Origin of the sequence: Paenibacillus sp. OK076, from assembly GCF_900110055.1 — a bacterium.
In the GTDB taxonomy this organism is placed as follows: domain Bacteria; phylum Bacillota; class Bacilli; order Paenibacillales; family Paenibacillaceae; genus Paenibacillus.
This window is the reverse complement of sequence record NZ_FOCH01000001.1, coordinates 2,702,013-2,727,282: the sequence shown is the minus strand read 5'-3', so window position 1 is coordinate 2,727,282 and position 25,270 is coordinate 2,702,013. Positions and strand designations below refer to the sequence as shown.

The following is a 25,270-nucleotide window of genomic DNA, read 5'->3' as shown; positions in this document are numbered from 1 at the left end:
AAAATCATCACACATAATTTAGTAGAACCCTTTGTTCTCTCAAGGGGAAAAGGGTTCTACTAAATTATTTTTTTGAACATCCATTAAAAAGGTTAATATCATAAGAGAGGGTTGGCTTCATTGAACATGGGATTTGTTGTATGTGACTTTATCAGCCGGTTGATACTTATTGATAAGAACCTGTGCCATCAGTAAAAGTAACTGCTATTCCATAACGATCGTCAATATGATCTCCGATTTTAACCCTTAAGGTTACACCACCGAAAACGGTATGCTTATAAGCTTTGACTTCTAACTTCAGTAACTCTATCAATTAGCAATTTTCGTCAGCCGCCATATCAACATGAAAGCGCCAAACGTAATATTTATACTATGAAGTCTTATACACCTCATGTTGCGATGCTGATCAGAAGAAGCATTCAGGAATGATGAAAAGAAAGTATTACAAAAATCAGTTGAAGCATATGTGAAAAGATTAAATTTTTTGAGCCGTTAATCTGTGCAATGATGATTAACGGCTTTTGGTTGTCGCAAAAAGGTAAGGAGGAAGGCAATGGAACAATGTTCTAACACTACTACATGGACGTCAGGGTCAGAAGCAATCACCTGTCCAAGGACAAGAACATTGTGTCATTGCGGATTAGATTTTTACCTAAATAGTATCATGATGAAGATCACGTGGCTAGAAAAAAGCACATGAATTTAAAAATTCGCGTGAATAGAGATAAATGCATTTTTAGCGAAAGAGATGCAGGTAGGACGCCGTCCTGTCCAATCATGGGCAAACATAAAGAGCCGCGCGGTAGAAAATCTTACTGAAAGGTTGCACAAATTGCTAAAATGCTCTCTGAATCTGGTTTCAATGTCGTAAGTGGTGGGGGGCCAGGCGGCATGGAAGCAACACACCTTGGGGCACTTTTTGCTGGTTGATCAGAAGAATCCCTTACTACTGCCATCGAAAAATTAGCAAAAAAGCCATACGATGAATTTCCGAAAAACATGAAAGACATTATAAGTAAAGACGGAAAAAGTATTAACGAGGAATTATTAACTAATCTGCACGGATGGATGCTTCCAGCTTGGGAAATTGCTAATGATCTAAAGAACCACCTAACACCAATAAATCGAAGTTTAGCTGTTCCAACGTGGCATTATGGTCATGAACCATTTACTCCGTTTGCCACTCATGTCGCAAAATACTTTCTCAATAGCATATGGGAGGATGTTCTTGTAACCCTTGCTTCCTGCGGGATCATATTCTCAGAGGGGAGGGGAGGAACGATCCAGGAGGTATTCCAGGATGCTGCCCAAGTTTATTACCGTGAGACAGATAATGGTGAAAAAAACACAGCTCCAATTACTTCAATGATTTTTCTAGATTGCAAGTTTTGGTCAATTCCTGAAACTCCAGATGGTAAACCTCACATGCCTGTACTGGATTTGCTTCATCAACTCTTTGTGGTTACAGGAAATATGGTAGGAGAGTTGGTTGGTTTTAAAGTAGACAAGTTAAATAATCCCCTTCGAGCAAGGATTAAATTTGACGAAACTGGCAGAGTTGGTTATGTGGAACTTGAAGATCTTCATCATTTTGCAAATGAGTAATCAAATAGGATTTGATTCTTTCTCTATTATTGCAGAAGATTAAGCTAGATGGAATGATGTGCGTTCTACAACGGGAAGCCTTTCGAATATACTAGTTACACGAAAAAAGCCGTCATTCATCTCTTGACGGCTTTTTTCATTTGAAAGTCATCTCATGACCCTAGACTCTTTGCGATATATGCTTCATCTTTGAAGGGATTTATTACATCACCTACAGGCTCAATCTCAAGATATCGAAGTTTAAAAGGATTCTCTTTAATAGCAGTTTAATGTCGTAGCATGTCTGAGAGGAAAAGTGAACTATATAATCGTTTCTTGGTGGGAAACGATCGGTAAGTCTTTATCTGGAACTGTCTTACTTATCAGCAGTATAATGCAATGACAGTAGATGGAACTTAAAAGGAAAGCTAATCAGGTCAATCATGGGAAGAAATTTTTTTAAAAAAAATATAGAGTATAAGATGTTAAGCGACCCAGATGAAACGGATCAAGAAATGATCGGTAACGGGTATATAAAAGTTACAGACGCTCAGTTTGACAAAGCATTCAATTGCTATCCACATCTAATAAACAATGAGATTACTTACAGAGATGTTCTGAAAGAAATAGAGGAACTATCGTAGAGCACTCAGTGGAGAGGTATAATTGACGGCAAAATTAGTGCAGCTTTAATGTCGAGGGACAAGAACATGTTCCCATTGAAGTCGCTATTTTAGCGGCTTTTTTATTTTATCGGTACAAGTTCTTGTCCCAAGTCAAGGACAAGAACATAGTCCGATTGCCGATTAGGCGTATATCTAATCGGCAACTTGCTCTTCGTTTCATTAAACTAACGGGCAGTTATGCGTAACTTCCAGGGAATGTAAACATCTAAATAACGTAAGGAACGAGGAGGCAGACAATTCATGGGTGGAACGAATGTTTGGGATGCGGAGTGGGAGGTTAACGAAGAGCAGGCGCGGACGCTGATCGGCAGACAATTCCCTCAGCTGTCATCGAAGCAAGTGAAGCGATTGGGCTGGGGCTGGGACAATACGGTTTTTCTCATCGGTGACGAGTACGTGTTCCGGTTTCCAAGAAGATCTATTGCAGTTGGCTCGATTCGTATGGAAGGGAAGCTGCTGCCGAAGTTGGAGGCATATATGACCATCCCCTATCCGAAACCGTTGTTTTATGGCGAAGCAAGTGACGAATACCCGGCACCATTTCTTGGCTATGCCTACGTGCCAGGAGATTTCCCAATCGGTTTGACGGAAGAACGCCGGGCTTTATCGGCAGAGACGCTGGCGAAATTTTTGCGGAGATTGCATGAGTTTCCGCTGCAGACGGCGCTGAAGTGCGGAGTTCAGCAAGATCATCGAAACTTGACGGACATAGCATCGCGCAAAGTGAAATTGGAAGGATTTCTATCGAAGGTGGTTGAACACTTGTCGCCGGAGGAGTCCGGTGTGATCGAAGCGTATATTAGCAGGCTGCAAAAGGACCGTGTCGAGGCGGTGAATGCAGTGCTACATGGAGATCTTCATTTCAAAAATATGCTTGTGAATGAGAACGGGATCGTTTCCGGCATCATTGATTGGGGCGATCTGAGCGTAGGCCATCCGGCTTGCGATTTGAGCGTTGCTTATAGCTTTTTACCACCTTACGCTCGCGGCGTGTTTTTCGAAATGTACGGAGGAGCGGACGAGGAAACGAAGCTGCTGGCGCGGCTGATCGCGGTATACATCCCCATACTGATCTTAATGCAAGCGGTCGATGACGGGAATGAAGCGATTGCGGCAGAGGCAAAATCCAACATCATGCGGGCACTGTCGGATTAGGCTCATTATTTCGTTGCGGCTATGGGGCTATGGCTATCGGCACCATTTTGTCGTTTAAAGGCAGCGATAAGGTACGATCCGCCTTCTCTGATGCCGTTCTTGTCCAGCTACAGCAATAGGTACACGATTGCGTCTTCCAATCTGCTATAGCTAATTATAGGCAAAATTGGACCGAAAAATTTCATTTGCCATAGTCGCCGAACTCCATGTGGCGACCATCCCATTAAAGTCGGTTCGATAAAGCCGCTATTCTCATCGGATGAACCGCCGTATATGATTTCTCCTTTGCCTTTCTCAATGAAGGCATTTCAACCGGTTGAAATGCCTCGCGCTCACAATGCGGCCATAATCACAGCTTTTGACGATTTCCGAACCAAAAAACTGCTTAATCGTCAGGATCAATTCGCTGATTAGCTTCACCTTCACCAATTCATGGACAAGCACATAATCGGGTGCCACGCAAGTTTGGCCCGAATTGACCATTTTCCCCGCTGAACTTTACGTAACCTAGCTGCTCTGAATCAATCTATATTTTCTTCAAACGATTTGTTTTCAAGCTTTTTAATATATTCATGGGTAGCGAGTCTCCAAAAAATCAACTTTTATTTCTTCGATGCAGGACGTCCAAGACGTTCAGAGAGGGCAGCCATAAATTTACGTGTGACAAAACGGGCACTATTGGAGATCCAGTAATTGCCGACACCGTCTATCACATAGATACGGTTTTTCTCAAGTCCACGAAAGGCGGTCTTTACAACAGACTGAGGAGTACCCGTAACGTTTATTGGCAAATTCGTAGCATCGACCTTATCGAAAAATCCTGTTTTGGTCGCTCCTGGACATAGTGCCATAACACGAATTCCCAAGTGTTTGTTCTCTGCCCAGAGTGATTCCGAGAAAGAAAGTACAAATGCTTTGGTAGCGGCATAAGCCCCCATATATGGAAATGGATAAAAAGCTAAAAAAGAAGAAACATTAACGATAATTCCATCCTTATGATGCTGCATGTAGGGTAAAAACTGAGCCGTCATATCCATGAGTGAGGTGATATTCAGATCAACCATCTCGCGATAACGTTCCATAGAGGTTTCTTCAAACCGGCCGTCTGTTCCGAATCCTGCATTGTTAATCAAAATGTTCACCTTAAGTCCAAGCTCCTTAACCTTTTCGGCCAGTTCTTCAGCAGCCCCCAGCTTTGAAAGATCACTGACTAGAGGGTAAGTATTAACTCCATAAGTAGCCTTTAAATCTTTGGCAAGTAACTCAAGTTTATCCTTCGAACGTGCAACCACAATGACATGACTGCCTCTTGCAGCAAGCTCTCTTGCGTAGGCCTCTCCTATACCAGATGAAGCACCTGTGACCAGAGCGACTTTACCTTTATAAATAATCATTAATATGACCTCCTGATTAATAAGGTTTTATGTTGTTTGTTAAAGGTTTAGAAAATATTTTCTAAATAAAATATACGTATTGAGGCTGTAGTTGTCAATAATATAGAATTTTAATTCTTTTTCCTGTGTTTTTTTTCTGATAATCACAGAAAATATCTATTTTCCATCGATTTTGTGGAATTTTTATTCTAAAATTGACATCGTTATTTTTCAGATCTATAATTTTGATAGAAAATATTTTCCGAAAAGGAGGGGTGAACATGGGTAAGCGAGAGGATATTAGAATTGCAGCGCTGGATTTAATCATTGAGGAGGGCATACAGTCCGTTACTTTCCCAAAAATTTTCAAACGAGCCAATGTTGGCTCCAGCACCTTCTATAATTATTATAAAAACAAAGAAGAGCTAGTTAATGAGCTATATAAAAGTGTACTCATGCACATGGGAGAAGTGATCATGACCGGCTATGACCCTAATCTCACAGTCTATGAACGAACCAAGGGAATTCTGAGACACATGGTGGATTACGGGCTGAATTACCCAAAAGAAATTCTGTTTCTGGAAGGATATAGCGATTCTCCTTACATCGACGAAGAAGTGAGAAATATGATGAATCCTGCGATGATTGAAATTTTTGCTGTTATCGAAGAAGGTCAGAAGCAGGGCATCATCAGCGAAATGAATCCAATGTTTTGCTGTCATCTCATCAAAGGCATGGTTGCTACTTCAATAAGGGGGTATTTGGGAGGAAAATACCCTTTTGGCGAGGAGCAGATTCGGCAAACATTGGATGCGTGCTGGAGAGCCATTAAGGTCTAGCTTCTGATATCATATTAAAACATAGAAAAGGATTCACCAGGTTTGCACCGTAATTTGATCCGCAATAAATGCCTTTGGGAGAAGTAATAGATAGTTTAGTAGAAAAATAGAATGTTATTGTAGTATTAGGATTTTTGCGTAGGTAAGGAAGAAACAACTGCTAAACGAATAAGCTGTTGCGGGACAAGAACATTGTTCCATTCAAAGTCGCTATTATAGCGGCTTTTTTGTTTTAAGGAACCAAGTTCTTGTCCTAAACTGAGGACAAGAACTTGGTTCCTTTGCCGAAAAGGACAAGAACATTGTGTCATTGCGGATTAGATTGTTATCTAAATATTATCATGACAGAACTAATGTTAAGGTCCTCAGGATTCACCATGTGATTGTTAACCCCAGGTGTGGCGGGAAAAAGCACATTAATATAAGACTTTGCCGTTTAAAAACATTTGGAATTAAGTAAATAGTTACATTTGGATGATAATTCGACTGAAAGATAACTTGTTTGAGCATTTTTGTTCAATCTGAATACTGGTTGCTCATTCGAAATTGACCCAAACTTTTCAACCAGGCCAATTCGCGGGGAGCTCTGACCGGTTACCAGGAATCGAGGCTCCTAGGTATACCCTAGACCTTTTTTAAATTTGTCTCTCGGGAGACATTAAATGCCTAAACATAAGTCCCAGCTTTAAGAGCAGCAGATGATCGGTATTCTTCATATCCAGGTTCAGCAGCCCCGAAATTTTCTCCAGCCTGTACAGTACTGTGTTGCGATGGATATATAGCTCACGTGCAGTTTCATTCACTTGGCCGTTGTTGGCGAAATAGGCTTCAAGTGTGTGCATCATCTCGCTGGTGTATTCCTCTTCTTTGTCCAGCAGTGGACGGAATAAATAAGAGCAATACCTGACCATGACCTCCTGTGGAATATGCTTGAAGAGATAAATAAATTCCAGGTCAGCAAACATGACAACCGGTTCGCTTAAACCAAGCTCCGTACTGATTCTCTCAGCATCCCCGCACTCCCGGAAGCCGTCGATGAACTCCTCCATGCCCGTTCTTACTTTACTGATAAAACATGTCCTTGTTCCGTGGTCCCATGAATGCATCAAATCCGCATACAAACGTACCGAATCCTCATACTTCCTTCGATCCTTGGCCTCTTCTTCTAGAAGGGGGAAGAGTGAATATATGCGGTTCATCACATAAAAATGATTGGATTCCAAGGAGGATGTTTTGGGATGATCCTGAAGCCTATTCTGAATCTCCCTCAGTTTGCGCTTCTGACTTTCATGGTCCCAAGCATCCGCTCTTGAGGAAGATACCATGCATACGTAAGGCGTGCTCCAAAATTTGCTTCCCAATGCTTCGGCAAATTCGAGCACCGTTTTCAAAGAGGCATTCCCCTTTAAGTAACGTTCCATGGCCGTGCCAAGACGACTGCCTGCCGCAGTAGCCTCCTGATTCTGGATGACCTCCAGATGATAGGAAAGAATAACGGCAGCTTGGTGAAAAATGCCCTCCATTTCATGTGCTTCCAGCAGATTTTCAGTTTGTATGAGCAAGTAACCGTAAGACTTTCCGTTTTTCAGCAGGGGGACCCGATACAACAGGTTGCTCGCAGACTTATAAAACCGATTGTCCTGATTCCAGGGCCAATCGCTTAACAGCTCCATATCGGAACAGCGGGTCATGTTATACAAGGTCTGTCCTTCAGAGGTAACGATGGCCAAAGGAACCCCTAAAATGCTTGTGATACTTTGAAAATAATTGGTGTACTCATCCGCCTGCATCGCAAAATCAACCAGCTTTTTCTGTGTTTCAAGCAATTCATTCAGCCGGCGGGTATCGCGTTGGAACTCGGATTGGTAGAGAGCGGTGATCTGCTCGGAGAAGGTGAATTGAAAAGGCAGCTCAATTAGGGGCAAGCCCAGTCGATCAGCTTCAAGCAGGGCTATCTCTGGTATTTCCGCCCAATATCGACCAAGCTTGATGCCAAGTCCGGAGGCCCCACGTTCATTCAGCTTTTGCAGCAAATTAACAAATTCCTCGGGTGAATCCCTAATCGCATACGCTGTAGTCAACAAGAGTTCCCCTTCTTTCATCCAGTTGATCACATCCGGCGCATCCATCAAATTGATGGAGCTAATCGTTCGAGAAATTCCTTTTTTACCGGCTGCTAACTTGCCTTCCGATAACGGGTACACCGCCAACGCATCTTCTATCGTTAAATGCATGTCAATCATTCCTCCTAAACGATACATATCTGAATCAGGTACCGGACACCACGTAACTTTTAAGCAATTATATAGGGTGTTGTCGAATTCCTGCAATCCTTTTTGTTATATGTGTGTCATATAAGTTAACCGAAAACATCAAATGTTCTGTTTTTGAACCAACGTAAAGCGTATACCATTAGATAAAAAACCAAAATTGTGTGAGGAATATTTACACGCATATTTTTTGGCTATATGATAGGACACAACTTCAAAGAGAAGAGGGGATTCAGATGCAGCTCACCCAAAATCAACAGGCAGCGACCCAAAAGGACAGCCGTTCCATGCTTGTAATCGATGATGTCGGCAAAATCTACCCCAATGGCACTGTAGCTGTGCAGCATGCGAATCTGCATGTGGGGGAAGGAGAATTTCTATGTTTTGTCGGTCCTTCCGGTTGCGGGAAATCTACCATTTTCAATATGATTGCCGGTTTGACGGAACCGACCTCCGGTCATCTGACCGTGCTGGGTACTTCCCCAAAGGAAGCACGTAAACAGAATGAAATTGCCTTTGTATTTCAGGAGCATACCCTGCTCCCGTGGGCCAAGCTGATTGATAATGTCACCATGCCTCTTACTTTGCGTGGCGTATCCAAAAAGGAGCGAATTACCGAAGGGGAGCGGGTTTTAGAGTTGGTAGGGCTGAAGGATTATATGAAGGTGCTGCCTCGTGAGTTGTCAGGCGGAATGAAGATGAGAGTATCTATTGCACGAGCGTTGATATCTCGCCCCAAGCTGCTGTTAATGGACGAACCGTTTGGCGCCCTTGATGAAATTACCAGGCAGACGCTGCAGAATGAGCTGCTAAATATTTGGGAACAGGACAAGAAGATGTCGGTTCTGTTCATTACGCATAACGTGTTCGAAAGTGTGTTCCTATCAACAAAAGTCGTGGTGATGACGCCTCGTCCCGGTAAAATTTCCGATTTCATTGATATTCCGTTTGCCTATCCGAGGGATGATGAATTCCGGACCCAGCCTGAATTCGGTGAATATGTACGCAGCGTGTCCAATGTTCTGAATCATTGATAGCCAGAAATGAGAGGAGAGGGAAGCAACATGGAAGAGATGGTAGCTAATCCAGCCGTTGAAACGACACCAGGTATCCGAGCTTCTGGGAAGGAGAATGCCCGCAGCCATCATCCGGGAGAAGAGAGCCCAGTCATCGGACTGCTGAAAAAAATTCTGCCGCCAATCGTCGTGTTTGTCCTGTTTATCGGCGGATGGGAATTAATCGTGCGGATACTCGGAATGCCCCCATATATCTTGCCCAAGCCATCCGATATTGCTGCAGCCGCTGCTGAGAACAGCGCGAATCTGATTACGTCGGTAAGCACAACCATTGTTGAGGCGTTGATCGGCTTTACGATCAGTGTAGTGCTCGGTATTTCATTGGCCATTCTACTGGCCCTGTCCAAAACGGTAGAAAAAAGCGTATATCCCTACGCTATTATCCTACAGACTATTCCGGTCGTTGCGGTAGCGCCAATTATAGTGATCTGGTTCGGAGCGGGAATAAATGCCATTGTGATCATTTCATTCTTAATCAGTTTTTTCCCGATTTTATCGAATACGCTGATCGGATTGAACTCAACGGATCAGAACATGAAAAATTTATTCTATCTGTATAATGCAAGCAAGCTGCAAACCATTTGGAGGCTTAGATTTCCGGCGGCACTTCCGTACATTATGGCAGGACTGAAAATTTCATGCTCCAGTTCGGTTGTCGGAGCGATCGTGGGTGAATACATTGCAGGCATTGGTGGCGGACAAGGCGGACTCGGTTACGGGATTACCGTTGCGGCAACCCGCCTGCAAACGCCTTATCTGTTCGCCTGCGGTTTAGCGGCATCCGCCCTAGGAATCGCATTTTTCCTAATCATCAACATGGTGTCGAACAAACTTTTGAAGTCCTGGCATGAATCAGCAATGAAATGATACCAGAACCGGGGGAGAGATCCAACATGTCCAAACATCATATGAACTTTCGTTACAAGAAATGGCTGCTGTCGGCTGCTTCTTTGATCCTACTGCTTCTAAGCGCATGCTCCAATTCCTCCGCTCTAGAATCCGCCGCCCCGGCGGGAGGGGAAGCCGGAACAGAACTGAAGCAGGTGAAACTGATCGAGGGCTGGTACGCCAAAGGGGAAGATGGAGGCTATTTTGCGGCATTGCAGCAGAACTTTTATAAGGACAAAGGGATCGACATGACAATTCAGCCAGGAGGCCCCGAGGTGTCAACCATGCAGCTTGTCGCTGCAGGCAAAGCTGAATTCGGTATCTCTTATGCGGATGAAATTCTGAAGGCGCGGGAACAGGGAATCCCTGTTGTCGGTATCCTTGCCGGTTTTCAAAGCACACCTCAGGTTCTGATGTACCACAAGGGGGAGAACATTCAGGATTTCACAGACCTGAACGGCAAAACCGTATACATCGGTACAGCGGTGCCTTACTGGGAATATATCAAGAGCCAATACAATCTGACAGATGTAAAAGAAATGAAGTATAACGGGCAGCTTGTCAATTTTATCAATGACCCTAGTTCGCTCAATCAGGGTTACATCACGAATGAGCCTTACGCACTTTCTCAGCAGGGGGTTGAGGTGGACTTTCTGAAAATCGCCGATTCCGGTTATGCGAACTATGCAGACGTTCTTTTCACGACGGAAGATTACCTCAAAGAGCACCCTGATGTTGTTGAAGCTGTCGTGCAGGCAAGTCAGAAAGGTTGGAGCTATTATCTAGACAACTATGAAAAGGTAAACCCGTTTATTCAAACCTACAATCCCGATATGACGGTAGAAGCAATGAATTATGAAGCAGTGCAGGAAAAACCCTTTATTCTTAACAAGGAATCTGAGGCAAATGGTATTGGTTACATGACAAAGGAACGCTGGAGTACTCTCCAGGATCAGATGATCAAGGGCGGAGGATTAACGAAGGCACTAGATGTTACCGAGGCGTTTACAACGGAGTATCTGATGAAGCCATAAACCTGAACCAAACGTATTTGAAGCTTCAAATCAGAAATTTCAGAAAAATGAGGGGACTTAATATGTTCAAACTTGGAAATCGAAAGAGCTATTGGCAAGTGTCCGAAACGCTGGTGGATCTAAGGCGAACGCAAAAGTACGGCAAGTCAGTAACCCTCCCTGCACAGCCGCAGGAAGTCATATTTGATCTCGAGCATACGGCAGTTATTGTCATCGATATGCAGAATGATTTCTGTACACCGGGTGGATGGCTGGATTCCATTGGGGTCGATACCTCTCCGCTCCTTAACCCGGTCAGCCGGCTGAACCGACTGATGCCCGAGCTGCGCAAAGCGGGAGTGCCTGTGATATGGGTGAACTGGGGCAACCGGGAAGACCGAATGAACGTGCCGCCATCCGTGCTTCATGTATACAATTCGAATGGGCGGGGCAACGGCATCGGGGACCCGCTACCGGGGAACGGCTCCAAGGTGCTGGAGAAAGGCAGTTGGGGAACGGCCATTGTCGATGGTCTGGATTCGTCCCCCGATGATATCTATGTGGATAAATATCGCATGAGCGGGTTTTGGGATACACCACTGGACAGTATTCTACGCAATCTTAATATTCAAACGGTGTTGTTTGCCGGGGTAAATCTCGATCAGTGTGTCATGCATACACTGCAGGACGCGGCTTGTCTCGGATATGACGGCATACTTCTGGAGGATTGCTCGGCAACAAGCTCCCCGGATTTCTGCATAGAAGCGACATTGTACAATATCAAGCAATGTTATGGCTTCGTTACAGATTCCACCTGGTTGGTACAAGAGCTGAGCGGGGGAGCGACTGCTATAGAGAGAAATACCTCGGAAGAGCTGGCATCGTTAGAAGGCTGAGCGGAAGGATGGGATGAAGCAATGAAGGACCAATGGAACGCCATTGTCAACCAGGTGAACGTTGAACCGACAGAGCAGGGTAGGCTGAACGGACTCAGCTTTATGGTCAAGGATGTGTTTGCCGTCCGTGGCAATACAAATGGCGCGGGTAATCCACGTTGGCTCCAGACGCATGGGCCCGAGGCGGAACACGCGGAAACGCTCAACCTGCTATTGCAGCAAGGAGCAAGGCTAACGGGCATGACGCATACGGATGAGCTGATGTTCAGCTTGAATGGTGAAAATGTTCATTATGGAACACCAGTAAATCCAAAAGCTCCCGATCGTATCCCTGGAGGTTCATCGAGCGGATCGGCGGTAGCTGTCGCCGCTGGGCTTGCTGACTTCTCCCTTGGAACGGATACAGGAGGATCGGTACGTGTGCCATCTTCGTACTGTGGAATTTATGGAATGCGTCCATCGCATGGCATCGTCTCCGCGAAAGGCGTTATCCCACTCGCTCCCAGCTTCGACACCGTCGGCTGGATGGCACGTGATTTCGAGACGCTGTGCCGGGTAGGAGAAGTGCTTTTTCCGCAGACAGACTCGGGTACAGGCTTCAGCCGGGTGCTCATCGGTGAGGATGCGTGGGAGCTTGCTGACACGGAGAGCAAAGAGGCGCTTACCCCTTACCTGAAGTTGCTGTGCGGCATGGCTGCGAGCCATGAAACGGTTCGCATCGCCCCGCAGGGTCTACCTGAATGGATGACCATGTTCAGGACGATCCAGGGCTATGAAATATGGCAGGAGCACGGAGCGTGGATTGAACGTGAGCAGCCGACCTTCGGACCAGATACGGCCGGGCGATTCTCCTGGGCAAGCACTGTTGAACGTGCCGATCAGGAGAAGGCAGCCAAACGCCGAGTCGAGGTGTGCAAGCACATGACTGACCTGCTCAGAACGGATACGGTGCTTGTGATTCCGACGACGACTGGAGCGGCCCCGAAGCTGAGCTTGGGCGGGCCTTTAATTGAAGAACGAAGAGTGAAAACGATGCGTTTAACCTGCATTTCCGGCTTGTCGGGTCTGCCGCAGCTTACGATTCCGGCTTCGGAGGTACTGGGCTGCCCGGTCGGTATTTCGATCATTGCCGGTCCGGGACAGGATCAACGTCTGCTGGAATGGGCCACATCCTTTCTTTCAGCAGTAAATTCAGAAGTAAAAGGATAAGAGCATCATTCGATATATGAACATGAAGCTACGCGTAAAACAATAAAGCCGCAGGAGAAAGGGTGTCAGTTATGTTTCAACGATATGAAGGAACAGCGTGGGAGGAACGATTTTTGCCCCGTCTGACAAGCAAACAGGTCAAAGAACTGCCGAAGGATAAGGCGCTGGTTATTCTTCCAGTCGGAGCTGTGGAGCAGCATGGCCCCCATCTGCCCGTATATACGGACACTTTGATTGGGGAAGCGACATTATCACAAACGCTGGAGCGGGTGCGGGCGGATAAGGAGATCTGGCTGCTGCCTCCGGTCTCGTATGGCAAAAGCAATGAACATATCGGACTTCCGGGCACCATTTCCTTATCGGCGAGCACACTGCATGCCATCATGCTGGACATTGCAGAAAGTCTGAAGGCCAGTGGTTTTCGCAAGTTACTGTTGTTTAACACCCATGGCGGCAACGTGGATTTGCTAAATACAGTATCACGAGAAATACGGATCAGAACAGGGATGATGGTTTTCTATCTCAGTCCCAGCAGTCTAAATGTGGCAGAGGATCTCCTGTCTTCCGAGGAGCTGGAATACGGTATTCATGGTGGCGATTATGAGACCTCTCTCGTGATGTCCATCAAACCGGACTGGGTGAAGAAGGAGTTCCTCGTCAAAGAGCTTCCTGATATGTCCTCTTACCGCTTTCTTACATTAGAAGGGAGAATTCGTTTCGCCTGGAAGATGGCTGATATCTCTGCTACAGGCATTGCTGGTGATGCTACAACGGCCACGCCGGAGAAAGGCAGCATTATTCAGGATAGAATCTCAACGATTTTGTCAGAGGCGCTGGAGGAACTGTGTGATTTTGAAATCACCGATGTCCGCGGGACTGAACCGGTTCAGCAGCCAGCAGGAAGCACCTTGTGAAGCTCGCCAGTCTGAAACACGGCGATGGTGAACAGGCCGCGATTGAACATGGGGAGCGATTCTTTCTTCTGGAGGAGATCAACAGGGCGGAAGGAAGCACATGGGGCACCTCCGTTATGGAGATCTTGAAGCAAGGCCAGCTAGAGGAGCTAATCCAGTGGTATCAGAGGCACGGGGATAGAGCAGTTTCATCAATCCCTTTCATACCTTCAGAAGGAGCCATAGCTGCTCCTCTCTTCCGCCACCCTCGTAAAATATGGGGAATTGGCATGAATTATGTGCAAAAAGCGATCGATCTCGCATCTACTCCTCCAGAGCGTGAGCCAGTCTGCTTCATGAAGCCAGACTCAAGCCTGATCGGGCCGGAAGAGTATATCCAGCTGACGGCTCAGGATGTGAATGTGACATCAGAAGCAGAGCTTGGCATTATCATCGGCCGAACCTGCAAAAATGTGCCGGAAGAACGTGCGCAGGAGGTCATTGCAGGTTTTGCCGCAACGCTGGATATGACTAACCAGGACATTCACGCACGGAACCCCAGATTCCTGCAGCGATCCAAGGTATTCGATACATTTTTCAGTCTTGGACCACAACTAATAACACCTGATGAAATAAGTGACCTGCAGAGCCTCGTCGTTGAAACTGTATTGAATGATGAGGTTATTCATAGCAATACGGTGTCTCACATGATGTATCATCCATGGTTCATTGTCTCGTATTTTTCACAGATGATGACTCTCTATCCGGGAGATGTGATCATGACAGGCACACCCGGGTCCGTTCGGATTCAGCAAGGAGATGTCGCCGAGTGTAGAATCAGTGGCTTTATGACGCTTCGAAATCCGGTAGGGGAAGTCGTATAAATCATCAGTAATTTTCCTTGGGGAGTGGTAATGAGATGAACAAGTACAGACAAAAGGGAACTGTCGTTTTACTCGCAGCAATATTTTCCTTATCCACATTGCTGACAGCTTGCGGGAATCAGCCAACGGCTGAGAATGCCTCTGCTACAGGGGGAAGCGAGGAACTCACGGCAATTACACAGGTGACGAACTGGTTTGCACAAGCAGAGCACGGGGGTCTGTATGCGGCAAAGGAACAAGGATACTACAATGAGGCTGGTCTCGATATGACCATCCAGGCTGGTGGGCCGCAGGTGTCTCCAACACAGATCGTGGCTTCAGGCAAGGCGCAGTTCGGACTGGCTACAGCGGATCAATTGCTGGTCGCTCGTGAAGAAGGAATTCCTCTTGTAGCGATTGCAACGATATTCCAGAAAAGCCCGCAGGGACTTATGGTTCATGCCAATCAGAACATGTCCTCCTTGGCCGATTTGAACAACCGCTCCGTATACGTGGGGACAGGCTCGGTGTTTTGGGATTTTGTGAAGAGTAAATACCAATTGGGTAACGTGAAGGAATTGGCTTATACCGGTTCTTTGGCTCCTTTTGTAGCCGATGAAACGGTTGCGATTCAGGGATATGTAACCAGTGAACCTTACGAGATGAAGCAGCAGAATGTGGACATTAATTTCCTGCTACTGGCAGATGCCGGTTATAACCCGTATTCCAATGTGCTGTTCACAACGGAGCAGTATATTCAGGATCATCCTGATATTGTGCGCGGTTATGTCGAGGCTTCGATGAAGGGCTGGGATTATTACAAGACCAATTATGATACCGTGAATGACGTCATTTTAAAGGAAAATCCTGATTTTACGAAAGAAAAGCTGAACTATGCGGCAGAAGCGCTTATCCCGTTTGTATATGAAGGTGATGCGGCGACACATGGTGTTGGCTACATGACAGAGGAACGCTGGACGGAGCTCGGAAAGCAGCTAAAGGAGATTGGGGCCTTGAAAAAGGAACCTGATGTCAGCAAAGTATTTACGGATGAGTTCTTGCCGAGTTCCTAAGAGATACCTTTAGGAAATCAGTTTTACAACATACGGGAGGGGAACCGAATGAATGAACATTGGATAGCCGTATTGAAAGAACGCATGGATCCGGAATTGCTGCAGTGGGAGGAGGCAGCCCTTGCCAAATATTCGATGGATTATCATCACTTCTCTCCTGTGCTGGCCAGTCAGCTGCAGGGTAAGGTCGCCGAGTGCATCGCCAGTCCGCGCACCGAGGAAGAACTTGACGATCTGCTCTCCATAGCAGCAGAGCTGGGAGTTCCGCTGACCATCAGGGGGAACGGCACTGGCAACTATGGCCAATGCGTTCCGGTCACAGGCGGAATCGTCCTGAATCTGGCCAAATACAACAGGGTGCTCGAAATGGGAGAAGGCACTATGCGGATCCAGGCCGGGGCCAGACTCGGCAAAATGGAATCCACTGCCCGCAAGGCAGGTTACGAGCTGCGTACGATGCCTTCCACCTTTCAATCCGCGACGATCGGCGGTTTTTTATGCGGCGGTTTTGGCGGCATCGGTTCGATCAGCTGGGGGACGATCTGGGATGGGTTGGTACGTTCTCTAAAAATCAAGACCGTTGAGGTTCATCCCCGTACCATTGAGCTCCAGGGAGACGAAGTGCTGCCTTACCTGCATACTTACGGTACAATCGGCATTTTGTCCGAAGTGGAAATCAATCTGGCTCCCCGAGTGGAATGGATGCAATGGGCAGTGACCTTTGACCGTTTTGAACAGGCTTTTCGCTTCGGGCAGTCGGTAGCTGAGGACACTTCCTTGGTGAAAAGGCTAATTTCCATCCATGAATGGCCGGTACCATCCTATTTTCTCCCGCTTGATCTCCCCGCTGACCATGCTGTCGCATTACTGGAAGTGGATACAGCCAACGAATCCCAGCTTGAACGTATCCTATCGGAGTATGGAGGTCACTTGGCTATGAAGGTCTCTGCCGAACAGTATCACAAAGGTGTAGGTGTCTCCGATTTCACATGGAATCATACAACTTTGTGGGCGCGCAAGGCTGATCCTGGCTTGACTTACCTGCAGTTGAATTTTGAACCATCCAGTGCCCTTGAGCAAATCTCATCAATGAAAAAGGAATATCCGGAAGTGATGAATCATATCGAGTTTGCCCGGCAAAACGGGAATTTGCTGATCTCCGGCCTGCCGCTGGTCCCGTTCACAACGGAGGAAAACCTGAATCGGCTGATGGAATGTTACGAGAAAAACCGGGTTGTAGTCAACAATCCGCATACTTGGGATTTGAAGGAAGGCGGGCGATCATACGCCCATGATCGTTTGTGGGAAATCAAACATCGCAATGACCCGAAGGGAATTTTGAATCAGGAGAAATTAAAGCGTTCGGCAGTTAGCGGTATCTGATCAACGGGTGACGGAAGAATGGCGCAACCTGCAAGCAATTAACGTGCCATGCGGATTTTAATAGTCAATCCGTATCTACAGCAAAGGAGCGAGTTGCATGAAATTTGGAAATGTGGTCATCCGGCGAAAGGTCCCTTGCACGATGCGCGACGGCATAACGTTGTATTCAGATATATACCTGCCGGACGAGACGGGAGAATATCCTGTGCTGCTGATGCGCCAGCCCTACGGACGGTCGATTGCTTCTACCGTTACGCATGCCCACCCCGTCTGGTATGCAAATAAGGGATATATCGTGGTAATCCAGGATGTCAGGGGACGGGGAGAGTCGGAAGGCGAATTTAATCCGTTTGTTCAAGAAGCTGAGGACGGATTGGATACCATTGAATGGGCAGCCGGTCTGTCCGGCTCGACCGGGAAAGTAGGCATGTACGGTTTCTCTTATCAAGGCCTAACACAATGGGCAGCAGCTTCCCTTCACCCCCCTTCGCTCAAGGCGATTGCACCGAGCATGTGTCCGGCAGATATGTACCACGGCTTATTTTACCCGCATGGCTCCTTCGCACTTGGCAACCATTTGCCGTGGGCTTTCCAGCTGGCTCGTGACACGGCACAAAGAGCGGGTGACTTCGAAACGGCAGAGCAATGCTCACGACTCATGCGCAGCCCCGAGGAGATGCTCTGGAAAATGCCATTGAATGAAAGACATCCGATTCTGGAGCAATACTTTCCCGCATTTTATGATTGGATCGATCATCAAGCGTACGATGAGTACTGGGAGAAGATGAACTGGATCAACGATATCGTAAAGGAACCCGTGCCTGCGCTTCATATTGGGGGATGGTATGACGGTTTCCTCATGGGCACGTTACAGTCGTTCGAAGCTCTGCAAGCTACGGCCACGCCGGATTGCTTTCATCGGCTCATTGTCGGCCCGTGGGCCCATATTCCATGGGGGCGCAGAGCGGGCGGAATCGATCATGGCGAGCAGGCGGATGGTGGTCATCATCTGGAGCAGCTGCGCTGGTTTGATTATTGGCTGAAGGGCAAGGAAGACATGGAACTGCCTGGTGAACTGCCGATCCGATATTTTGACCAATTGAGTCATGAATGGCACACGGCGGAACAGCTGCCTTCTCTATATGAGGATGGGGCCTCTCCGTCCGAATGGTTTTATCTGTCCGGGTCACAGACCCCGGCGAACGGTGCGGCAGGAGGCGGGAGACTCGAAAAGCATAAGGAAGATGTGGAGGAGGCTGTGCCGGATGTATTCGTGTACGACTCACGTCTGCCGATGCGCCTGGACTCTTACCTGCCCACCGACCGAGCTGCTATTCAGGAACGGCAAGAGATTCTGGTATACACGGGAGGACCGCTTGCAGAGGATATCCCTATTTTTGGGTCTCCGGTGTTATCCGTGCAGTACCAAACATTGGGAGGTCCGACGGATCTGGTGGCTATCCTCACGACCGTATCCGAGAAAGGGGCGGCCCGGCTACTGAGTGTGGGTCGCACGGAAATCTGCAGTGAAGGAGCAGATGATTCCAATGAATGGAGAACAGCGCAGATCCGGCTGCGTCCCTTGGCGGCCACCCTTCCGGCAGGCTCGTATGTCCGGCTTGAGTTGACAGGCAGCGCCTTCCCGTTATTCGCCCGGCATCCAAACGGTGTTAGGGACGAGATGAACAGCACGGGAACAGGTGGGTTGAAGATTGCCACCACGGCTGTTCGCAGTACAGAACAGGACATATCCTGTTTGAGGCTGCCGGTAAAAAGATAAAAAGCGAAGCGTAAATTAAAATCAGTCAAAGTGAGGTTGAATGTATATGGTGAACATTCCAGGTCTGGTTGCTGGTAACTTTGAGAATTGTCCCGTCCACAAAATTTCCGCACAGGATACGAATAAGTTCATCCTGCTGTGCGACAGGGAGCAGGTTCCTTTCACTTCATTCGTGGAGATCTTCGAGGTTGGAGGCAGAACTCCATCCAATGAACACCGGGAAGCTTATGAATATTTTTATGTGTTAAAAGGGGAGGGGCTAGCCAAAGTTGGCAACGAATATGAGACGCCGATCCGCCAAGGTTCATTCATTATCATTCCACCGGGCAACCATCACGATATTATTAACACGGGCAGCACACGTCTGTATTGTCTGACGACCATGGTGCCGGACGAAATGTTCTCGGATATGATCAAAGCGGGTCCGGCCACCGAGCTTGACGAGGAGGATCTGGCCGTGCTTCAGGCGCTGGCTACCGCACAATGAGTGCAGGGCTGCGTTTCATTAATGTATGCCTTCCGCGCCGGGAAGACCTCTGTCTTTATGAACTACAGGCGGAGGCTGGAAAATGGGTTAGTATCCGTCGGCAGGATCGTTTTCTTGATGCACGGGAGAGCGGTGCTTCCCGTCTGATGGTCCCGCACCAGGCTGGATCGGATCTGAAACGGCTCGCAGACGCGGATTGCATCGATCTGCAGGGTGGGATGATGCTTCCTGGCCTGGTTGACTGTCATATGCATCTGGATAAGGCCTTCTCGCTTGAGCAGGTGTCGAACCGATCCGGCACACTTCATGAAGCCATTCTCAATTACAGCCAGGCTGTACAGACATTCAGCAAGGAGCAGCTAGCGGAACGCATGCTGACTGCCGCCAGAATGGCACTGAGCTACGGAACCACGACCATAAGGAGCCACCTTGACTTCCCTGTTCATTTGGGGAGAGAGGTGGCCTTTCGGACAATTGAGGCAGCCTTGGAGGTACGGGAGAAGTTGAAGGGTAGTATGACTATTCAATATGCGCTCATGGTTCCGTTCCGCGGCAATCAAGAAGCTGCGGATGAGGCAATCGAGGAAGCACTGCGGATGGGAATTGATGTACTGGGCGGAGCCCCTCATCTGGCAGACGACTCTGAAAGAGAGATTGGCAGGATTTTTCGGTTAGCAGAACGTTTCGGAGTACCCATTGATCTGCATGCAGATGAAAGTGATAATCCAGGAAAAAAGACCGTACTGAGCTTAGCAGAGCATACGATTCACTACGGTTATCAGCGCAGAGTGACGGCAGATCATCTGTGCTCGTTGTCTGCCATGACGGAAAACGATGCACAGCATGTGATGGCGAAGATGAAGGAAGCCGGTCTGAACGCGGTAACGCTGCCTGCGGTGAACCTGTATCTTCAAGGACGGGAAGATCGCGGCCTGGTAAGACGGGGCACAACACGCATTCGCGAGCTGCTTGCAGAAGGCATTCCGCTTGCTGCGGCCTCCGACAATATTCAAGACCCGTTCCATCCGTTCGGCCGCGGGGATCTGATACAGATCGCCCAAATCACATCATATGCGGCCCATATGGGCAGTGAACGGGATTTAGCACAGCTGCTGCGGATGATCACGGATATACCTGCTGCAATCACGGGCTGCAACAAGTATGGAATAGAAGAAGGACATGACTGCAACTTTGTAGTCACGGATGCTTCGGATGTCACGCAGCTGCTATCAGGTACAAAAATGAGTCGCTGGGTGTATGCCTCGGGCAGATGGCAGTCTGCTTTGCATACAGCTCAGACATTCGCGTCTGAATGGTAACATGATTTGCAACAAACAGGAATTTCCGTCAGTTGAACATAGAAGAGAAAGAAGGTGGCAAGATGGTTCCACAAGTCACAGGCACACAGACGATGGTCGTCAGTCCTCATTCTTTGGCCAGTGCGGCAGGATCGCGTATTTTGCAGCAGGGAGGTAACGCCTTTGATGCCGCCGTGGCGGTGAGTGCCTGTCTTGCTGTCGTATACCCACATATGACGGGACTGGGAGGCGATTCCTTCTGGCTGACCTATAGCACCGAAGAGAGAAAGGTCAGGGCATATAACGCGAGTGGACGTTCGGGCAGTCGGATTACCGCCAGCTGCTTTGAAGGCGAGTCAGCCATCCCGCAGCGGGGACCCCGCAGCGTCATTACCGTGCCGGGTATGGTGGACGGCTGGGATGCCATATTACAGGAATATGGCTCGAAGACGCTGGCAGAGGTGCTTGAGCCCGCGATCCAATATGCGCTGGAAGGCTTCCCGCTGTCGCCGGACCAGCATGTCAATACGGCCGAGCGTTTCGATGTGCTGGCAGCTTATCCACAGACAGCCGACATCTATCTGCCCGGAGGTAAAGTTCCGGAGCAAGGCAGCCGCTTTGTGCAGTCTGCTTTGGGAAGCAGCCTGCTCCAGGTTGCAGACCAGGGCCGAGACGTATTTTATTCAGGCAGTGTTGGTCAGGAGATTGTTCGCTCACTTAAGGAGCAGGGAGGTCTACTGACACTGGAGGACTTTGCGAGACACAGAGGTGAATGGGTGGAGCCGATCAAAGGGAGTTACCGAGGGCTTGATCTTTATCAGGTCCCGCCGAATTCACAGGGCTTTACCGGTATAATGGCGCTTCAAATTCTAGAACAGTTTGATTTGGACAGTATAGAGCATGGTTCCTATGCGTACTATCACCTGCTCGTGGAGGCGCTGAAGCTGAGCTTCCGTGATCGCGATCGTTATTTGACAGATCCACAATTTTCATCCATTCCTCTGGAACAGCTGCTATCCAAATCCTATGCTGCGAAGCTCGCGGCCTGCATTGATATGGAGCGAGCCCTGCCGATGGATTCTCAACCGGTAGGTCATGATACGGCATATGCGGCGGTAGTAGACAGTGAGGGCAATGCCGTTTCATTTATCCAAAGTCTCTACTTTGAGTTCGGCTCGGCCGTGGTTGGGGGAGACACTGGTATATTGCTGCAGAACCGAGGCTCATTCTTCTCCCTGGATCCGACACATGTGAACAGGCTGGAGCCGGACAAAAGAACCTTTCATACGCTGATGCCGGCAATGGCATGCCGTGATGGGAAGCCGTATATTTTGTACGGTACCCAGGGAGGAGAAGGTCAGCCCCAGACACAGACCGCGCTGCTGACCCGCATGGTGGATTATGGCATGGCCCCCCAGACCGCTGTACGTGAACCCCGCTGGGTGTGGGGAAGAACATGGGGAGAGGCAACGCAAGAATTGAGAGTGGAGGGCCGGATCGCAGCAGAAGTGCAGCAGCGCTTACAGCTCACCGGACACAAGGTACAAAAAGTTGAAGATTTTGCTAGAGTCATGGGACATGCGCATGCCATTATGATTGATGACAATGGCTTCCTGCTCGGGGGCACAGACCCCCGCTGCGATGGTGCGGCTATCGGATGGTAAACCAAAACCAGGTGAAAGGTCTGGGTGCATACTGCCCAGGCTTTTATTATGGCTTTAGCCAGTTGAGTGCGTGAAACGCGCGAAACAAAATAACTGAAAAGAACTAATTGTATAAACCGTTATAGTATCTGTTATACAGAGGTAAGAATAAGTAAGGAGCCGTGCTGTAACACGACTCCAGTGTACATTAACTACATAAAGAGCAGTCGGCCGCTCGGTGGTGGTCGGAATAGACTGATACCTTAGGGTGGTCGGTCTATTTCTTTTCATGTAGGCAAGAAGCACCAAAATAAAAATGTCGAAAAGGAATATTAATGAAAGTGTGTCTTTGCCTCAATGCTTGGGTTTATGGTTATTTCGTGATTGAACTTGCTTTTTTTACCCATAATGTAAATTCCAATACAGACTAGCAATAATAGGATCTGAGCCAGAGCGACCAGCCACAACACTTCCGTGTAACCTCCTATAATGCAAAATATAGTATTGACTAGGGGGAACCCCACGAAAGTAAACATGATAGAAAAATCTTTTTTGGGAGTGAGTGAATAATTAACCTTCCGGTCCCAAAACTTTATAAAAGCTAATGCTAAAATTCCGATTGTAATTACAGAAAGTGTAATCAACATCACCCATTGCATATTAGAGGTTCTTTCGAAGAACGGCCCCATATAATTAAAGAAGTTAGATAAAGGTGAGAACATACACGCTAATGACAGAATGGCCGACAGAAACGGATAGATATAACCAATTGATTTACTGTAGCCTTTCTTTTTATGCCACCATTCACCAATTAGAATAAAGATGGTCCAATATCCCGCTATATAAATCCATCCTGTGAAATTCATCACAGGTTCCCCATAGATTTGAGGCTCACCGGCTAGCGGATAATAAGTCCATCTTGCCATGAGTCCATCTGTAGTCTGAAATATCTGTTTAACAGCCACCGGGTCCAATGAAAAGTCAAAAACCATAGCGCTCAATCCCGTAATAAATGGTTTAGTCCAGGACGGTATATTTACAGACTTTAGCACACGCAAAGTTGAATAAATGATCAGAAACTCAATAATAGGGACAGTAATCGGTATATTAAATAACATTAAAATACTCCGCCCATAGGCGTAAAAACCTTCCCCAAGCGATGAAGCAGTAATTTCAAAAACGGCTGCGTAAAAAAACACAAAACCTATAAACTGCAGTAGAACCGTTTTGGGATGTGTTTCCTTATCAAGGATGTAGAAAACCATTAGAACAGCAGCAATTAAGACGATAATATCTTGAATTATCCATACAGGCACTACAGTTATATCACTCATATTTCACCTCCATTTAAGTTTAAAAATAGAATTGAACGTTCAAATAAATTATAATTTCACTGTGTTACTTAAACAACAGGCTGTTCGATTGAGATATGTTAGTTATCATACAAACCACCTTAGATTTGTTCATTATTTCAAATTGGGAGGATATTATGGCAGACAAAAAAACAGATCACAGAGTGAGATATACAAAAATGGTTATCAAAGAAAGCCTGTTGAAGCTTTTGACAGAACGGTCTATCAATAAAGTTACCGTGACCGACATTTGCAGAGAAGCAGGGATTAATCGCAACACCTTTTATACACACTATGCTAATCAGTTTGAGCTTCTTTCAACAATTGAAAATGATCTTTACGAAGACATTAAGCAAGTTGGGATGAGTACTTCAAACCCTCAAACGCTATCTTTTGAATTATGTAAGTATATCAAAGCAAATAAAACGATATGTGAGGTTCTGTTCTCAGAGCATGGCGATAAAGAATTATTGGAACGAATCCTTTATATCAGTCACGATTTAACTATTGAACGATGGAAGACGGAATTAAAATATTTTGATCCACAATTATTTGAGTCCTGGTATACGTTCACCGCTCATGGCAGTATAGCTATTATTAAAAAGTGGGTGAGTAGTGGTCTGAAGGAAAGCCCCAGTCAAATTGCAGCTTTTATTGATAAAGCTACGGAATCCGTATCTAAAGCTTTTTATTCTGAAGAATTGTAGGATTTCCCCGCTTCTCACCAAAAAGCCCGGCAGCTTCTACGCAGTATGAGTGTTGAAACTCACGCCGGCAAGGTGTGCGTTATTGTATTCGTAGGTCATGTCAAAGGAATTATCCCTATCGACGAAACTGAGTTTGAAAACGGGGAGGGGGGATCATTCTTGGCTGCATCAGTTTAAACTTCTGGATGAATGCGCATTTCATGATCTAAAATTGAATAATACTTGCCCTAACTGTAGATCAACGATACCTTTCTTGTTGTCGAATAGACAGTTAGAACATGCATTTCAGTGCAAGTGTGGATATGCTTTTGCTACTTTTCATATGTCCAGTTGGAACGAATGGAGAAGCGCCTGATCAAATGAATCCTGCTGTCCTTCGTTGGGTGGTGTCGAGGGACAAGAACATGGTCCCATTGAAGTCGCTATTTTAGCGGCTCTTTTATTTTATCGGTACAAGTTCTTGTCCCAAGCCAAGGACAAGAACTTGTTCGAATTACCGAAATAGACAACAACATGTTCCTATTCCCGATTAGATAAACATCTAAGTTTAGAGATGAGTTTCTTTATGAGTGATTTAACAGACTAGGGCTTCAAGGCTAGAAGGTATTTGATAAAAACCCAACACTTCAAAGATCTAAAACCTTCCTGTACATAGTCTTGGTCTTCAGTCGAGAAGGGATTTGGCTAGCAAACGTGTAAAAAGAATTTTTTTAACGCTCTTCGTTTCTTATGTCCGAAGGGGCATGTACTAAAGTACTATTATTCATGTTGAAAAGAGGTATACTGGATACCGAGGTGAATC

The 25,270-nt window shown here is 46.9% G+C and carries 22 protein-coding genes; 17 read left to right on the top strand and 5 right to left on the bottom strand.

The features are described 5' to 3' along the window. Positions 1–999 precede the first annotated feature (999 nt). On the top strand, positions 1,000–1,605 hold the full coding sequence (locus tag BMY78_RS32795) for a hypothetical protein (protein WP_177185712.1): 606 nt from the start codon (positions 1,000–1,002) through the stop codon (positions 1,603–1,605). A gap of 905 nt (positions 1,606–2,510) precedes the next feature. Continuing rightward, complete coding sequence (locus BMY78_RS12005; protein ID WP_090898553.1) at positions 2,511–3,425, top strand: phosphotransferase; 915 nt, start codon at positions 2,511–2,513, stop codon at positions 3,423–3,425. Between the two features lie 107 nt (positions 3,426–3,532). Here the strand turns inward: BMY78_RS12005 and BMY78_RS33715 are convergent, their stop codons facing one another. The 3 genes from BMY78_RS33715 to BMY78_RS12000 form a co-directional block, all read right to left on the bottom strand. Further along, positions 3,533–3,700 carry an aldehyde dehydrogenase family protein gene (locus BMY78_RS33715; protein ID WP_371129162.1) on the bottom strand — a complete coding sequence of 56 codons (168 nt, stop codon included), beginning with the start codon at positions 3,698–3,700 and terminating at the stop codon, positions 3,533–3,535. 19 nt (positions 3,701–3,719) lie between these two features. Next, complete coding sequence (locus BMY78_RS33710; protein WP_143067023.1) at positions 3,720–3,908, bottom strand: aldehyde dehydrogenase family protein; 189 nt, start codon at positions 3,906–3,908, stop codon at positions 3,720–3,722. 119 nt (positions 3,909–4,027) lie between these two features. Beyond that, a complete protein-coding gene (locus BMY78_RS12000) occupies positions 4,028–4,819 on the bottom strand; it encodes an SDR family NAD(P)-dependent oxidoreductase (RefSeq protein ID WP_090898550.1) in 792 nt (263 codons plus the stop codon). Positions 4,820–5,079: 260 nt separating this feature from the next. Between BMY78_RS12000 and BMY78_RS11995 the strand changes: the two genes are divergently transcribed. Then, positions 5,080–5,637: a TetR/AcrR family transcriptional regulator gene (locus tag BMY78_RS11995; protein ID WP_090898548.1), complete on the top strand. Its 558-nt coding sequence runs from the start codon at positions 5,080–5,082 to the stop codon at positions 5,635–5,637. Positions 5,638–6,272: 635 nt separating this feature from the next. Here BMY78_RS11995 and BMY78_RS11990 read toward each other — a convergent pair. Then, positions 6,273–7,871, bottom strand: a complete 1,599-nt coding sequence (locus BMY78_RS11990; protein WP_177185711.1) for a PucR family transcriptional regulator — start codon at positions 7,869–7,871, stop codon at positions 6,273–6,275. 272 nt (positions 7,872–8,143) lie between these two features. Between BMY78_RS11990 and BMY78_RS11985 the strand changes: the two genes are divergently transcribed. The 13 genes from BMY78_RS11985 to ggt all read left to right on the top strand — a co-directional run bounded on the left by BMY78_RS11985 (position 8,144) and on the right by ggt (position 22,430). Then, on the top strand, positions 8,144–8,941 hold the full coding sequence (locus tag BMY78_RS11985) for an ABC transporter ATP-binding protein (RefSeq protein ID WP_090898542.1): 798 nt from the start codon (positions 8,144–8,146) through the stop codon (positions 8,939–8,941). A 30-nt stretch (positions 8,942–8,971) separates the two neighbouring features. Beyond that, positions 8,972–9,850: an ABC transporter permease gene (locus tag BMY78_RS11980; RefSeq protein ID WP_090898539.1), complete on the top strand. Its 879-nt coding sequence runs from the start codon at positions 8,972–8,974 to the stop codon at positions 9,848–9,850. Between the two features lie 26 nt (positions 9,851–9,876). Beyond that, on the top strand, positions 9,877–10,905 hold the full coding sequence (locus tag BMY78_RS11975) for an ABC transporter substrate-binding protein (protein ID WP_090898537.1): 1,029 nt from the start codon (positions 9,877–9,879) through the stop codon (positions 10,903–10,905). 62 nt (positions 10,906–10,967) lie between these two features. Beyond that, on the top strand, positions 10,968–11,780 hold the full coding sequence (locus tag BMY78_RS11970) for a cysteine hydrolase family protein (RefSeq protein ID WP_090898535.1): 813 nt from the start codon (positions 10,968–10,970) through the stop codon (positions 11,778–11,780). A 21-nt stretch (positions 11,781–11,801) separates the two neighbouring features. Then, the gene (locus tag BMY78_RS11965) at positions 11,802–12,989 is read left to right on the top strand and encodes an amidase (protein ID WP_090898533.1); all 1,188 of its coding nucleotides are present in this window, start codon (positions 11,802–11,804) and stop codon (positions 12,987–12,989) included. A gap of 71 nt (positions 12,990–13,060) precedes the next feature. Next, on the top strand, positions 13,061–13,903 hold the full coding sequence (locus BMY78_RS11960; RefSeq protein ID WP_090898530.1) for a creatininase family protein: 843 nt from the start codon (positions 13,061–13,063) through the stop codon (positions 13,901–13,903). After that, entirely contained in the window at positions 13,900–14,766 is an 867-nt protein-coding gene (locus BMY78_RS11955; RefSeq protein WP_090898527.1) for a fumarylacetoacetate hydrolase family protein, read from the top strand. The genes BMY78_RS11960 and BMY78_RS11955 overlap by 4 nt, the downstream gene beginning before the upstream one ends. 35 nt (positions 14,767–14,801) lie before the next feature. After that, positions 14,802–15,818: an ABC transporter substrate-binding protein gene (locus BMY78_RS11950; RefSeq protein WP_090898524.1), complete on the top strand. Its 1,017-nt coding sequence runs from the start codon at positions 14,802–14,804 to the stop codon at positions 15,816–15,818. Between the two features lie 48 nt (positions 15,819–15,866). Further along, positions 15,867–17,201: an FAD-binding oxidoreductase gene (locus BMY78_RS11945; protein WP_090898521.1), complete on the top strand. Its 1,335-nt coding sequence runs from the start codon at positions 15,867–15,869 to the stop codon at positions 17,199–17,201. Positions 17,202–17,298: 97 nt separating this feature from the next. After that, positions 17,299–18,981, top strand: a complete 1,683-nt coding sequence (locus BMY78_RS11940) for a CocE/NonD family hydrolase (protein WP_090898518.1) — start codon at positions 17,299–17,301, stop codon at positions 18,979–18,981. Between the two features lie 46 nt (positions 18,982–19,027). Beyond that, positions 19,028–19,468, top strand: a complete 441-nt coding sequence (locus BMY78_RS11935; RefSeq protein ID WP_090898515.1) for a cupin domain-containing protein — start codon at positions 19,028–19,030, stop codon at positions 19,466–19,468. Continuing rightward, entirely contained in the window at positions 19,465–20,787 is a 1,323-nt protein-coding gene (locus BMY78_RS11930; RefSeq protein WP_090898512.1) for an amidohydrolase family protein, read from the top strand. Before BMY78_RS11935 ends, BMY78_RS11930 begins: the two co-directional genes overlap by 4 nt. A 62-nt stretch (positions 20,788–20,849) precedes the next feature. Beyond that, positions 20,850–22,430 (top strand): gamma-glutamyltransferase, encoded by a 1,581-nt coding sequence (gene ggt, locus BMY78_RS11925; RefSeq protein WP_090898509.1) that lies wholly within the window; start codon positions 20,850–20,852, stop codon positions 22,428–22,430. A gap of 311 nt (positions 22,431–22,741) precedes the next feature. On the opposite strand, the gene BMY78_RS11920 is transcribed toward ggt, so the two are convergent. Further along, positions 22,742–23,743 carry a carotenoid biosynthesis protein gene (locus BMY78_RS11920; protein ID WP_090898506.1) on the bottom strand — a complete coding sequence of 334 codons (1,002 nt, stop codon included), beginning with the start codon at positions 23,741–23,743 and terminating at the stop codon, positions 22,742–22,744. A 155-nt stretch (positions 23,744–23,898) separates the two neighbouring features. Here BMY78_RS11920 and BMY78_RS11915 point away from each other — a divergent pair, with 155 nt between their 5' ends. After that, the gene (locus BMY78_RS11915; RefSeq protein ID WP_218152272.1) at positions 23,899–24,468 is read left to right on the top strand and encodes a TetR/AcrR family transcriptional regulator; all 570 of its coding nucleotides are present in this window, start codon (positions 23,899–23,901) and stop codon (positions 24,466–24,468) included. The last annotated feature ends 802 nt before the right edge of the window (positions 24,469–25,270 follow it).

Bases quoted from the DNA above. Each gene is read 5' to 3' on its own strand.
- BMY78_RS11940 (WP_090898518.1), top strand. From the start codon at position 17,299: ATGAAATTTGGAAATGTGGTCATCCGGCGAAAGGTCCCTTGCACGATG.
- BMY78_RS11960 (WP_090898530.1), top strand. From the start codon at position 13,061: ATGTTTCAACGATATGAAGGAACAGCGTGGGAGGAACGATTTTTGCCC.
- BMY78_RS11915 (WP_218152272.1), top strand. From the start codon at position 23,899: ATGGCAGACAAAAAAACAGATCACAGAGTGAGATATACAAAAATGGTT.
- BMY78_RS11965 (WP_090898533.1), top strand. From the start codon at position 11,802: ATGAAGGACCAATGGAACGCCATTGTCAACCAGGTGAACGTTGAACCG.
- BMY78_RS12000 (WP_090898550.1), bottom strand. From the start codon at position 4,819: ATGATTATTTATAAAGGTAAAGTCGCTCTGGTCACAGGTGCTTCATCT.
- BMY78_RS11945 (WP_090898521.1), top strand. From the start codon at position 15,867: ATGAATGAACATTGGATAGCCGTATTGAAAGAACGCATGGATCCGGAA.
- BMY78_RS11950 (WP_090898524.1), top strand. From the start codon at position 14,802: ATGAACAAGTACAGACAAAAGGGAACTGTCGTTTTACTCGCAGCAATA.
- BMY78_RS12005 (WP_090898553.1), top strand. From the start codon at position 2,511: ATGGGTGGAACGAATGTTTGGGATGCGGAGTGGGAGGTTAACGAAGAG.
- BMY78_RS33710 (WP_143067023.1), bottom strand. From the start codon at position 3,908: ATGGTCAATTCGGGCCAAACTTGCGTGGCACCCGATTATGTGCTTGTC.
- BMY78_RS32795 (WP_177185712.1), top strand. From the start codon at position 1,000: ATGAAAGACATTATAAGTAAAGACGGAAAAAGTATTAACGAGGAATTA.
- BMY78_RS11920 (WP_090898506.1), bottom strand. From the start codon at position 23,743: ATGAGTGATATAACTGTAGTGCCTGTATGGATAATTCAAGATATTATC.
- BMY78_RS11985 (WP_090898542.1), top strand. From the start codon at position 8,144: ATGCAGCTCACCCAAAATCAACAGGCAGCGACCCAAAAGGACAGCCGT.
- BMY78_RS11980 (WP_090898539.1), top strand. From the start codon at position 8,972: ATGGAAGAGATGGTAGCTAATCCAGCCGTTGAAACGACACCAGGTATC.
- BMY78_RS11970 (WP_090898535.1), top strand. From the start codon at position 10,968: ATGTTCAAACTTGGAAATCGAAAGAGCTATTGGCAAGTGTCCGAAACG.
- BMY78_RS11975 (WP_090898537.1), top strand. From the start codon at position 9,877: ATGTCCAAACATCATATGAACTTTCGTTACAAGAAATGGCTGCTGTCG.
- BMY78_RS11990 (WP_177185711.1), bottom strand. From the start codon at position 7,871: ATGCATTTAACGATAGAAGATGCGTTGGCGGTGTACCCGTTATCGGAA.
- BMY78_RS11930 (WP_090898512.1), top strand. From the start codon at position 19,465: ATGAGTGCAGGGCTGCGTTTCATTAATGTATGCCTTCCGCGCCGGGAA.
- BMY78_RS11935 (WP_090898515.1), top strand. From the start codon at position 19,028: ATGGTGAACATTCCAGGTCTGGTTGCTGGTAACTTTGAGAATTGTCCC.
- BMY78_RS11995 (WP_090898548.1), top strand. From the start codon at position 5,080: ATGGGTAAGCGAGAGGATATTAGAATTGCAGCGCTGGATTTAATCATT.
- ggt (WP_090898509.1), top strand. From the start codon at position 20,850: ATGGTTCCACAAGTCACAGGCACACAGACGATGGTCGTCAGTCCTCAT.